The 12,077-nt window shown below is 46.5% G+C and carries 12 protein-coding genes; 3 read left to right on the top strand and 9 right to left on the bottom strand.

What is annotated here, in order from left to right:
* Positions 1 to 11: 11 nt before the first annotated feature.
* From SD450_RS14845 to SD450_RS14835, 4 genes are all read right to left on the bottom strand, one after another.
* Positions 12 to 398 carry an arsenate reductase family protein gene (locus SD450_RS14845; protein WP_318345245.1) on the bottom strand — a complete coding sequence of 129 codons (387 nt, stop codon included), beginning with the start codon at positions 396 to 398 and terminating at the stop codon, positions 12 to 14.
* A gap of 241 nt (positions 399 to 639) precedes the next feature.
* Complete coding sequence (locus tag SD450_RS14840) at positions 640 to 2,181, bottom strand: HmuY family protein (protein WP_318345244.1); 1,542 nt, start codon at positions 2,179 to 2,181, stop codon at positions 640 to 642.
* A gap of 5 nt (positions 2,182 to 2,186) precedes the next feature.
* The gene (locus SD450_RS19550; protein WP_404828253.1) at positions 2,187 to 2,510 is read right to left on the bottom strand and encodes a hypothetical protein; all 324 of its coding nucleotides are present in this window, start codon (positions 2,508 to 2,510) and stop codon (positions 2,187 to 2,189) included.
* A 21-nt stretch (positions 2,511 to 2,531) separates the two neighbouring features.
* Positions 2,532 to 4,268 carry a TonB-dependent receptor plug domain-containing protein gene (locus SD450_RS14835; protein ID WP_404828252.1) on the bottom strand — a complete coding sequence of 579 codons (1,737 nt, stop codon included), beginning with the start codon at positions 4,266 to 4,268 and terminating at the stop codon, positions 2,532 to 2,534.
* A 185-nt stretch (positions 4,269 to 4,453) separates the two neighbouring features.
* On the opposite strand from SD450_RS14835, the gene SD450_RS14830 reads away from it, so the two are divergent.
* A complete protein-coding gene (locus tag SD450_RS14830; RefSeq protein ID WP_318345243.1) occupies positions 4,454 to 5,377 on the top strand; it encodes a DUF6607 family protein in 924 nt (307 codons plus the stop codon).
* A complete protein-coding gene (locus SD450_RS14825) occupies positions 5,364 to 5,915 on the top strand; it encodes an FMN-binding protein (RefSeq protein WP_318345242.1) in 552 nt (183 codons plus the stop codon). Before SD450_RS14830 ends, SD450_RS14825 begins: the two co-directional genes overlap by 14 nt.
* A gap of 57 nt (positions 5,916 to 5,972) precedes the next feature.
* Here SD450_RS14825 and SD450_RS14820 read toward each other — a convergent pair whose 3' ends face one another.
* From SD450_RS14820 to SD450_RS14800, 5 genes are all read right to left on the bottom strand, one after another.
* The gene (locus SD450_RS14820; protein ID WP_318345241.1) at positions 5,973 to 6,698 is read right to left on the bottom strand and encodes a DUF3307 domain-containing protein; all 726 of its coding nucleotides are present in this window, start codon (positions 6,696 to 6,698) and stop codon (positions 5,973 to 5,975) included.
* Positions 6,695 to 7,294, bottom strand: a complete 600-nt coding sequence (locus tag SD450_RS14815) for a transcriptional regulator (RefSeq protein ID WP_318345240.1) — start codon at positions 7,292 to 7,294, stop codon at positions 6,695 to 6,697. The genes SD450_RS14820 and SD450_RS14815 overlap by 4 nt, the downstream gene beginning before the upstream one ends.
* Positions 7,295 to 7,505: 211 nt before the next feature.
* Positions 7,506 to 7,952 carry a hypothetical protein gene (locus SD450_RS14810; RefSeq protein ID WP_318345239.1) on the bottom strand — a complete coding sequence of 149 codons (447 nt, stop codon included), beginning with the start codon at positions 7,950 to 7,952 and terminating at the stop codon, positions 7,506 to 7,508.
* A gap of 105 nt (positions 7,953 to 8,057) precedes the next feature.
* Positions 8,058 to 8,246 carry a hypothetical protein gene (locus tag SD450_RS14805; protein ID WP_318345238.1) on the bottom strand — a complete coding sequence of 63 codons (189 nt, stop codon included), beginning with the start codon at positions 8,244 to 8,246 and terminating at the stop codon, positions 8,058 to 8,060.
* Between the two features lie 159 nt (positions 8,247 to 8,405).
* Positions 8,406 to 10,904, bottom strand: a complete 2,499-nt coding sequence (locus SD450_RS14800; protein WP_318345237.1) for a zinc-dependent metalloprotease — start codon at positions 10,902 to 10,904, stop codon at positions 8,406 to 8,408.
* A 266-nt stretch (positions 10,905 to 11,170) separates the two neighbouring features.
* Here SD450_RS14800 and SD450_RS14795 point away from each other — a divergent pair, with 266 nt between their 5' ends.
* Positions 11,171 to 11,890 (top strand): hypothetical protein, encoded by a 720-nt coding sequence (locus tag SD450_RS14795; RefSeq protein ID WP_318345236.1) that lies wholly within the window; start codon positions 11,171 to 11,173, stop codon positions 11,888 to 11,890.
* Positions 11,891 to 12,077 lie beyond the last annotated feature (187 nt).

Genomic DNA, 12,077 nt, shown 5'->3' with positions numbered 1-12,077 from the left:
GCGTGAGGGGTTTAGCTTTCCGTATCCAAAAAAGATGAGATTTCGGAAGGGGTCGTTATTTGGAGGGTCCGGTCCTTGTTGACCAAGATGGGTTGATGGAAGGCCTGTGGGCAGTTGTGCAGGATGTTGAACCAGTCATTGTCATCGACGATGTTCGTGGCCTTTCCATAGGCGGCTATAAAATCGGGGTGGTTGGTATTGATGAGTTTCCCCACAGGTTTGCCCAGCCTGCTTGCCAGTTCGGACCATTGGGTGCCCGTGACCTTGGTCTTGGCGATGTCGATTTCCAATACCTTTTTGTCTGATGCCCTGATATAGCCCAAGGCCTGCTTGCCAATACTGGTTGCGGAACTGTAATAAAACTTGACTTCCCGATCGTTTGTAGCAATTACCCCCATGATAGATTGAATTATCCTTTTTCCCAAAGTAGCGATTCCATGGAGGATTCCTTAACGCTATCCATTTATTTGATGTCGTAAAACAGAAAAGCGGGGCAATCTCTTGCCCCGCCATTCACACAAACTAACTCAAACTACACGTCAAAAAGGCGATAATGATAACAAACAATCCGGTAACTTTGAGCAGTTCTATGAGTCCATCCATATAGTTATAATGGAAGGAACAATACGTTGTGTCCGCTTACAGACGTTCGTAGGTGAACTGGAAATGCCCCCTTTCCCCTTCGGTGCTGGTATAGGCCGTAAAGTTCAGTTTATAGTAATTGCCATCGACATCCTTCAGCACATAGTATCGATCATCACTGATGACTCCACCAAAAGCATCTCTCCAACCGCTCCCTACAACTGACCTGTTGTCATATACCAAAGCGGATTCGTCCACATCGGCCATCGTAAAGTCGGCATAGGAGGGAACGTCAAATTCGGTTACTTCATCGGTATCTGGATCTACTTCATATAAAGTGACTTGGTAGAGCCCTACGCCTCCCAACGTATTGTGCACCACATAGTCAGAGAAGGTAAGCCCCGCCACATTTTCACCTTGATAGCCATAATAGGTGAACACCCCACTCAGGTTGATGTCCCATTGCTCCTTGGGAGGCTCCACATTCACGGTTTCGCCATTGGTCAGGCTAAAGGCAGTAATGTTATGGGCAGCATCTTTGGGAACTGTCACTTCGGATAGGGTAGTGGTCTCGTTCAAATCGGCGTATTGAATGGTATAGCTGTTGCCATCGCTCAAAATTCTCACTTTGATAATGGGTCGTAGGTCGCCCGTTGTCTTAATGCTTCCCACAGGTGCTGGCTCGGTGGGGATTTCTTTTCCTAGACTTACCAAATACACATAATTTTCCTCAGGCGTAGTGGATATTTCTGAAAAGACAGTACCTTCCAGTGTACCCTCCGGACTATCGGTGAACGAGATTCCTTGCTCAAGATTTCCATACTGGTTATAGCCCACGGGCAATCCGACCAACAATTCGGCTACGGTGCTTACATTGACCGTGGTGGGTTGGAACATGGCATCCAAAGCATTCAACTCCATGGGTGCGGGCAGGTCACTGCTCTCGGTCACTGAAAGAAGGTCGGTCACCCCCGTAAGTTCCACGGCAGAAACGGATAGGGAACTGTTCAGGAACACACGGTTTTCTGCACCGTTATAGAGTCCAATTTCCCATAGGTCACGTCGCACAGCGGTCTGTACTCCTGTGCTGAAATCAAAATAGACTTGGTTGGGTTGGTTGGACCCTCCATTTTCCGTATCGATGATGCCACTGGTGGCCGCAATAGGGGTATAGCTCACCAGGGCAGAGGACGTAGATCCCGCGGACCAATCCGCATCGCTAAAGCCATCTATGGTAAAAGTAACGGACTTGGTGGTCCCCTCTATGGCATTGGTAAGCTTGTTGAAGGTGAAACTGGCATTTGTATCGCCGGATGCCACAGGCACTGAAATGGTGCCGGAACTTCCATCGGGCGAAGTGGTAAAATCTGTTCCGTATTCGGCATTGTCCCCGGAATAGGAAACGGTAATGGTGCCATTTTCCGAAGCCGCTCGGGAAAAATTCAGGACAATCTCCTTGGAAGTTTCCTCTTCCGTGGTGCTTACTGTGGCGCTGGAAAAAGTGGCCGTGAAGTCGATTAGGTTTTCGCCGTCATCATCACTACAGGAACTGAGGACGAGCATCAATGCAATTGCTTTTAAAAGAATCGTTTTTTTCATTGGTTTTAATTAAAGTTTAGATTGTATAAAAGTTTTAGAAAATAAGATCTCCCATTGCCGAACAAACGGCTGGAGGATACGGAAGCGCCATGGGCACCTGAAGGCACGTCCGAGGCATTCACCCGGACGATGTCGAAGATGTTCCTGGCCCCAAGGGTAATGTTGAAATTCTTAGTGATGTTGGTCCTCACCGAGGCATCCATCCACGTGAAATCATCGGTCTGCCCGATCACGGGACCGTCCGTATCGTTCAGGACCACTTGCGTCCTTCCGTTATATTTCAATTGGGCGGACAAAGTGGTGTGGATGGAAGGGATGGTATAGCCCACCGAGGATTGTAGGTTAAAGCTTCACAGATAATCACTGTTGCTCGCTAGGGATTCGTCAATGGCCGTGGACTCCCCCAGATAGGTGGCACCGAAGGAAAGCTGCCAGCGGTCCATGATCAGGGAATTTTCCAACGAAAAACCCAGGATCTTTGAATAGTCCACATTGGCGAAGGTGAATAGGTTTCTGTCCTCCTCATCCGTGGTGACCACCGAGGCTATTTTGTCCTTGATGTCAAAATAATAGGACTTGAAAGCGGTTTTCAGCATGCTACTCTCTCCGAGGCGGAACTTGTCCTCCAGATTCAAGAAAATGGAAATGCCATCTTCGGGGTTTAGATCGGGATTGCCCTGTACGTTGTGGTTGGAATCCACAAAGTAGAAGAAAAGCTCCTCAAAGTTGGGTGCCCTGAACGCTGAGCCAAATATGGCCTTTACCTTGAAGGTGTCCGTGATGTCATAGGTGGAGGAAAGGGACCAGATGAGTTTGTTGCCGAACTGGGAATTGTTCGTGTATCGTGCTCCGGGGAAGATGGAAAACCTATCCGAGATATTGAAATCGGCCACTCCGAAAAAATCATAGTTCTCCAAGGTGTTTTCCACCACATCGTTGGAATATTCACCCGTGGCAATGGCATCAAAACCGGTCTGATGGGTGAATTCGTATCCCAACTGCAGGTTAAAAAAATCTGATGTGGGGACCATATTGCTTACAAAGCCCTTGGAGTACCAAATTTCAGAGGATTGGCTCAGGTTGTCCGCCGTGTAGGACTCAATGCCCCGTTGCTGGATGTTATAGACGTATTGTTTGTAGTACCGCTTTTGGGTCTGTTGGGAAAAGGAAAGATTATAGATGGTCTGGCCTTTGAGCGGTCCGGAAATGTTGAGGTTGTTCATCACCCTTTGGGTATCGAAAGTTTCATCAAGGGCCGTGGGTACCACCATGCCGGTGTCGCTGTTCAGCCTGCCGTTCACATTGCGGTTATACACGGATACGGTCTCATCATAGTACTGGAACTTGTAGAAGACGTTGTGCTTGCCAACGGATGTGTTGAGGTTTGCGAAGGCGGTCAACTGCTCTTTGGGGTTCCATTCCATGCCCCGAAGCCCGTCATTGACCACGGTGTTGTCCTGTATATTCACATAATTTCTGCCTTGGTAGCCATTATAGAAACCCGCAAAATCATTTCTGGAGCCGCCTATGGAAATACTGGTCTTCTCACTGAGTTGATGGCTCAACTTTGCATTTTGGATATGTCGGCCCTTATCGAACCATTCGTATTCATCGCCCACCGTTTCTTCTTGGACGGACAATTGGAGTTGCCATTTGGCATGGTCCAGACCGCGTTTGGTGACGATATTGATCACCCCTGCCACGGCATTGTCCCCATAGAGCACGCCCATGGAACCTTCCACGATCTCGATCCGTTCCACATCTTCCAGGTTGATCTGTGTGATGTCTATATTGTTGCCCATGCCATTGTCGCTGGCCATCGGAATGCCGTCGATGAGCACTTTCACGTACTGTCCGTCCAGACCGAACATGCTGATGGTGGACCTCCCTGTGGAGGGGTCGGGGGTGACCGTGATGTTGAGGTTGTAGTTAAGGATATCCGCAAGATTGTTGCCCGCCACGTTGGCAATATCCTTTTGGTCCAGGACACCCACGGCAAAAAGTTTTTTGCTGAGCGACATCACCTGGCTTTCCCCGGTGACCACCACTTCGTTAAGGTTTTGCATGGACATGGAGTCTTTTTCCATGTTTTTTTTTTCTTGGGCGTGACCTATCGCACAGATAAAGAGGAAAGTAATAAGGAATTCCTTATATTTATTTAGACTCATTCTATATAATTGTTGGGGCAAATATATATTTTATTTTAATTCAATCTAAATAAAATTAGTAGTTTTGTCCTTTAACATTCTGAAAACAACTAACAGATACCCGTATGAAAAAATCGATTATTTTTTTGATGCTCTTGGTAGGAGGGGCCTCAATGACACATTCACAGGAAAAGAAGGAACTCGACCGAAAGGCCATTATGGACATGTGCGGTTGCTATGAGGTCACTTTTAAATATACCGAGACCTTTGCGCCGGAAATCGACTATGAGAAAAAACTGGACTATACCTCCAAGGCTCTGGAGCTTGCCTTGCCCATTATTGACGAGGAGAACAAAATATCCTTACAGCATTTGTTGGTGATCAATGATAGTACGGTGATCAAGCACTGGAGACAGGATTGGTTGTTCGAGAACCAGAAAGTGTTCCACTACAATGGGGACAATACTTGGAATTTTACCCAGTTGACTGCGGATGCCGTGAAAGGACAATGGACCCAAAAGGTATATCAAGTGGACGACAGCCCAAGGTATTCTGGCTCTTCCACGTGGGTGCACTACGATGGAAAGCATTTTTGGGAGAACACGAGCGATTCCCCACTGCCCCGAAGGGAGTATTCCAAGCGAAGTGATTACAATGTGATGGCAAGGGGCAACAGACAGGAAATCACTTCCTATGGATGGGTGCACGAGCAGGACAATGACAAGATCATCCGAAAAGAGGGTGAGGAAGATGTGTTGTTGGCGCAGGAGAAAGGGTTCAATATCTACAAAAAGGTAGCCGATGCAGATTGCAAGGTGGCCGCTGATTGGTGGGCAGCCCATAAGGAATTTTGGGCCAAGGCTCGTGCCGCTTGGGACGAGGTCTATGAAAGAGAGGGAGACCTTACGCTCCTAAAGCAAGTGGACGGGCAGCCAATGTTCGTACAATTTTACAGTTTGGAAGAGAAAAATGCGGACAAAGGGCAGATCTTGGATGTGATCAACAACTTTATTTCGGACAAGAAAAAAGGGGGCAATGCTGGCAAATAAGTTGAGGCTATCTGGCTTAATGGCACTTTGTGCGGTTTTTTTCTTGCTGGGCTTCAAGGCGGAAAAGATTCCCCCAAAGTTGAAGGAGAAGCTGGACAATGCGGTGCTGACCACATTTGAGGTAGAGGACTTTACTCTGGAATTGATAGCGGTGGACCCCAAACTGAACCAGAAAACACCATCGGAATTGGGCGGGGACAATCTGTTCAAGGTCATTGCCAATGGTTCCACCTTGGGGTATGCCTATCTGGGCGAGGCCCCGAGCATGAAGGACGTGTTTGACTATGTGGTGCTCTTCAATCCAGACCTGAGCATCAAAAAATCAAAAATATTGATATACCGTGAAGATCATGGCCGCCAAGTGGGCAGCCAGCGATGGCTGAAGCAGTTCATCGGCAGAAAGTCAGGCGAAAGTTTGGCCTATGGCCAGGACATCGATGGGATTTCCGGGGCGACCATCTCTGCAAAATCCATGACCTTGGCGGTGAGCAATATCCTGGAAAGCATGCAGGTATTGCAGGACAATACAGTGTTTTGACCAAAGTAGGTTAATTTAATTCGGAAAGGCCGTTCCATTTTGGAGCGGCTTTTTTTGTCACATTGTTTCCGAAAGATGGACATACAACATACCGGATAGGATGGCCAATCCAAAGCTCAAAAGGGTGCCGATGAGGACATATTCGGTCAGTTTTCGGTTTTTGCCCTTGTTCAGGTCGCCGAAACGGAACACGGATTTGGCAGCGATGAGCAATCCGATGGCCGCCCATTGTTGGATCAGGATAAACCCGAACACGAAGAGTCGCTCCAGCATACCGATATAGGTACCCGCATTTTTCAACGAGCCGCCCTCACCTGATTCATCTTCCTTGGCAATCTCATCGATATAGGGAGCCAGCAGCATCCGCATAATGATGCCGGACACAAAGGTGACAAACACCAGAAAAGTAACAAACAAAAGGCTTTTCTCTCCCCAAAGACCTGAAAAATTGATGGGGAACGGTTCAATCCAGTACACCATGGCCGCAATGACCAAAAGGTGCAATACTTGATCCAACACAAAGAGCCAGCGGTAGTTTTTTGGGTTGGTGAGGTAAAGTTTTCCCAAATCGATGAGGAGATGGGTCACTACAATACAGGCCACTGCGCCCAAATATCGGAATTGGAGAATGAGCAACAGGGTCAATAGATGTACCCCGATGTGAAAATATAGATATTTGGATTTTCCTTTCTTTTGAAGTTTGTCTTCTACCCAACGGGCAGGTTGCAACACAAAATCCCCTATAAAATGGGCCAAAATGAGTTTTAGGGCGAGTAGTGTCATAAGTGGACGAGTTGGGTTTTGTAAAAATCGATCATTTTTTGCACTTCGTCAAAACCGGCCTTTTTCAGTTCCTCGCTGATGTTCCCCTGTGATTTGCCGAGCAACGATGCCAGCTCCCTTTGGTTCATTTCCGGATTTTCGATGGCACTTTTCACCGTTTTTGAGATGGCGGGCGTCCAATTGTCCATGGTCAACGAGGCCAGTTCCAAGAGCAGGTTGATGTGCCCATCAAAACCGGTATGGGACGTTTTTATAGCCAAGTTCTGCTTTTTTAGGTTTTCGAAGCACTTGCCCGAATATACAAAAGCTTCCCCATTGGACTCCGTGACTTTTTTTGCATTGTATGTCTTTTCTCCCAACCCAATGGCTATCCGTACGTCCATTTGGCGCACTTGTTTCAGGCAGGCCTTTATGTACAGGGCGGCTTCCAGTGCCTTTTCCGGTTCGGTCTGCAACTGAAAACTATCGCCCCTATAAATTTCCCAATCGGAAGGCTCTTTGCCATAGCGGTCCAGGGCCTGCTTCAAGAGGGGGAGCCATTCGGAAGTCTTGTGTTCCGTGGAATTTTTGATATCACCTGTGAGTACTGCAACCATTTGCTCTAATTGAAATATCCGTCAAAAAGCAGATAATTTAAAATATCTGTTTATTTACAGATAATCAAATATATCTGTTTATTTGCAGATAATCAAAAATATCTGTAAAAGTTTTTGGGAGAATAGGTACATGGCGCTTGATGCAAAGAAGCATAAAAAAAGAAGCCGCGACCATGGCACGGCGCGGCTCCTCAAAAATCAACAAAAAACATTATCCTCTGCTTCCTCTCTGCTGCATTCTCTTTTTGCCATGCATGGCTTTTTGCTTTTTCATCTTTTTCCATGACTGGTATTGCTCGTCATCCAGTATTTCCTTCATTTTGGTCTGGAGAGCAATCTGGTGGTCCAACCGGGCATTCTCCATTTCAAACCTTTCTTCGGAAGTGGGTTTCTGCCATTCGCCACTTTCCCTTTTCGCCTTCATTTCTTCCCATTTCTCCTTGCGCGATGTGGCCTCTTCCAGATGGAGCTTCATTATTTTTTCCTGCTGGGCCTTGGTAAGGTCCAGGGCCAAGGTCATTTTTTTGGTCTGCAATGTGGCCATCTGTTCGGCGGTCAGGTCCATTTCTGGGCCTTTTCGAAATCTTTGACCCTCACTTTTTTGGGCTACCGCACCAAGACTGGTGAGCAACAACACCATTACTGCTAATCGTTTCATATGCTTCATTTTTAATGATTTGTTCCTTGGACGGCGATAGGGTCCATCGGTTTAATCACAAAAGCATGAATTGGGACATTTTTAGCAATGGGTGTTGGAAGGAGACTATCTGTTTTCCTCCTCAAGGTCTTTTTTGGGATCTTCCAAATCTTCGGCATCTTGGAACTCAGCCTCTACGTAAGTTTTGGAATTGAGATTGTCTTGGAAACGGTCTTGTTGCTCCACTTCGTAGTAAATGATGGAAGCAATCACAAAACAGGAAAAATAGATGAGGCTTTTTGTCTTGTAGGTCATGATGTGTTGATTTGGGATTACTAAAGTAATAAAACCATTTCACAATCAGACTGCTATGTTGCGAAAACCACTATTTTATATGTGAAAAGGACAAAAAATAAGGTGTAGCCAGCTTTGACACCGACTACACCTTAAAGGAAAATTTCCTACAAAGAATGTCTATTTGGGATCTAGGATCAGATCGATGCGTTCCAGGGCATCCTGCAGATGGTATCGGCTCATGGCATCAGAGGTGCGCGACAGTCCGTTTCGGATGTCCCTCTTCAGATTGTTGAGCTCCCCCCTGGCCACGGAACGGATATCCGATTGGCTCGTATTGATGGCCGTGGATTTGCGATATCCCCCAAAATCCTCTTGTTTTTCCTGGCTTTCAGCGGTCATGAGGTAACCCAAACGATCGATGTGCGCTTTTTGAAGGTTCCTTCTGTAAGTGTCTATCGCTTTTCCGCTTCGGGTCTCGGACCAAATTCCGTTGCGAAGGTCTTGCATCATTTCCAGAAGGCCATAGGCATTTTTTCCATTGATGGTCTCGTTTTCGATGATCCGTGCCAATTTGCCCAACTGCAACATGGTATTGAGGTAGCGCTCTTGCATGGAACGGATGCGCTCCACCGATCCAGAATATTCGATTTTGTTGAAAATGCTTTGGTCGATCAACCATTCTGGCGTCTCAAAAAGTTGTTCCTGCATGAATTTCATGCTGTTCTTTTGGTGTTCTTTGCTCACATGGGTATAAACAGCCCCTTCTTGATCGGCTGTTTTGTGGTATTCGTAAACGCCACCTATGTTGTTGGATACGTGTCCCATATATCTTTGGAACTGACCCACGACCTGACCATATAATATTTCCAGGTTATCGTAGTTCTCACCGGCTTCGGTGGTCCATTCCATAAGATTGGGCACAATGCGTTTCAGGTTGGCGATACCGTACATACTTGCCTTGATGGCATCGTCGCCCAAGTCCTCGGTCTGTGAACTGGGATCGTGGATGTCGCCCACTTGTTGGTGGCCAAATCGGTACATGGGGTCTCCGGCATGCTCCAAGATCCAGCTGTTCAATATGGGTTTTTCTTCTTCTGCAGTCTTGTCCAAAATGGGTCGGTAGCCCCAGTTGATGGAGTATTTGTCGTACACGCCGATATTGGGCATCAGGGCAACTCCATCGTCACCGGGCTGCGCCACATAATTGAACCGTGCATAGTCCATAATGGAAGGAGCGGTACCATTTTTCTGGGTGAAACTTGCCGAACGCAAGGAATCCACGGGATAGGCAACACTGCTGCCCATGTTGTGTGGCAGTCCCAAGGTGTGGCCCACTTCATGGGAAGAAACAAAACGGATCAGCCTGCCCATGATATCCTTTTTGAACTCCACTTTCCGAGCCTCTGGGTTGATGGCCGCCGTTTGGACAAAATACCAGTTGCGCAGCAAGGTCATTACATTATGGTACCAATTGATGTCGGATTCCAAGATCTCACCGCTTCTGGGGTCGCTCACGTGGGGGCCATTGGCATTGGGAATTGGGGAGGCCAAGTAACGCACTACGGAATATCGCACATCCTCAGGGGACCATTCGGGGTCTTCTTCGGGCGATGGAGGGTCTTTGGCGATGATGGCATTCTTGAAACCTGCGGCTTCAAAGGCCACTTGCCAATCTTCGATACCTTGTTTGATGAAGGGAACCCATTCTTTTGGAGTGGCACGGTCCACATAATATACAATGGGCTTTTTGGGCTCCACGAGTTCTCCGGCCTTGAATTTTTCAATGTCCTCATCCTTGACCTCCAATCTCCAGCGGTCCAGATAGGTCACTGTTTTGCTCTCTTGGGCGTCCAGGCCATAATCTACCTGACCTCTGGCAAACCAGCCTACACGTTCATCAAAGTAGCGGCGCTTCATAGGCTCTTTGGGCAATAGGATCATGGAGTTGTTGATCTCAATGGAAATAGATCCCAAACTGGAGTTGCTCGGTGGGTCACTGGATGCATAGGTCTTCACGTGGCGTGCCTCTATGTTCAAGGGATAACTTTTGATGGACTCGATATAGCTCCTCTCATTGTCCAATCGGGACACCTTGTAGCGTTTGCGGTACCCGTCGGGCAGCCCCAGGGCGTTTACATCCTTGGTGAACAGAGGGTCCACTTCAATGACCGTAGCGGGGTTGAGCGAATCTTTTTTGTTGAACGCCTTGATGTCGAACGCATAAAGTACAGGTTCAAAATTGGAATTGACAACGGCTTCGTGCACGGGAAGTGAATCGGCGGCGACATTTTCATAGGATGCGACACGCAATAGGATCTGCTTGGGCTTTTTTTCCCAACGCAGCACTTGGGTGTTGATTTTGCCCCCGCCAAAACCGATGCCCGTGGCAGTTTTGGAGATACGGCTCACCATCAACATTTCCCGGTTCAATAGCGAATCGGGGATTTCATAGTAATATTTGTCATCGACCGTATGGACACTGAAAAGACCTGCGTCCGTTTTGGCGTCTTTGGTGATGACTTTGTCATAAGGCTGGATTTCCCCTGGTTTGGGTTTGTCCTCCTTTTTTTGCTCGGTGTCTTTCTTTTTCTTTTTGAAAAGTTGGGCCTCCGCGGTTTGGTAACAGCCCAATAAAACCATCAATACGAATAGTTGGGGTAAAACTCTTTTTATCATTATATGTTAGTTTGGATAACTTAAAACATCCAAAGAACCTAAAAATGATCAAAACATACTGTTAAATAAATACTAACGCAAAATTTTTTTACAGAAAAATGAAACCTTCGGGAGTCCTGCGTTTTATTGGCACTCCCCGCTGAAACCCCACCTATTGCTGGGTTGGTGGGGAATCGGTTTTTCGTTAAAATATCGTAAAAGCTGTAACAATTCAAAATGTCCATAGTCTTATAAGCATATCATCAATCAAAAAATTCAATCAAAAAATGAACAAGTTATTAATCATCTATGGTAGTGTTCTATTGTGTAGTTCCGCCATGGCAAACGACCAGCAAAAAACCGTGGTTGTACAGGACAGACCTGAGACCGTCGGTACATTGGAGAACAATTTTACGGCATTGAACATCGATGCTGATTGGAGTGGATCAACCAACGAGATGTCCGATTGGACCTATGAGTTGAATTTGAATGAAATAGAGTATATAGAGGAAGAGCCGGAAATAGACCTCGGTTTTGATACCTCGGATTATCTTCCAAAGGATTTTAATCCCTATGCAAGCTATTTTGATCTGAATTCCGTCATATATCTCGAAAACGAAGTTGAACCAAGTCTAGGATTTGATACCCAAAAATATCTTCCTACAGATTTTGACCCTTATTCCGAGGTGGTGGACGTACATTCCATCAACTATATGGAAGACGAGGATATGGATCTTGGCTTCAATACGTGGGACTATCTGCCCGAGGGTTTTTCGCCCTATGAGGTCTATGTGGATCTAAAATCCATCCCTTATGTGGAGGACGAGATCGAACTGGAACTGGGATTGGACAGTACTTACGAACTTCCTGCAGATTTTGACCCCTACACCAGTGTGGTGGCCATAAGCGGCATCAACTATATGGAAGATGAAGAAATGGAATTGGGCTTCGATACGTCAAAGTATCTCCCTGAAGGTTTTGATCCTTACTCAGGGTCAATACAGTAAAATGTTTTTCATTTTACAACTTATTTGAGTTAGCTGGAAAACCCCTCGATTGAGGGGTTTTTGTTTTTCCAACCTTTTTTGAAGTAAATTGACGGATGATCTTTTGGTTAACAAAAAAATAACACCGCTTCTATCAAAATAAGGATCTGCAACAAAAAAGTGGCGTTATTGCGAAATGTGCAATATT

Source organism: Flagellimonas baculiformis (assembly GCF_033441575.1).
GTDB classification, from domain to species: Bacteria; Bacteroidota; Bacteroidia; order Flavobacteriales; family Flavobacteriaceae; genus Flagellimonas; species Flagellimonas baculiformis.
Note: the sequence above shows the minus strand (reverse complement) of the source record. Positions and strands in the feature narration are given on the sequence as shown.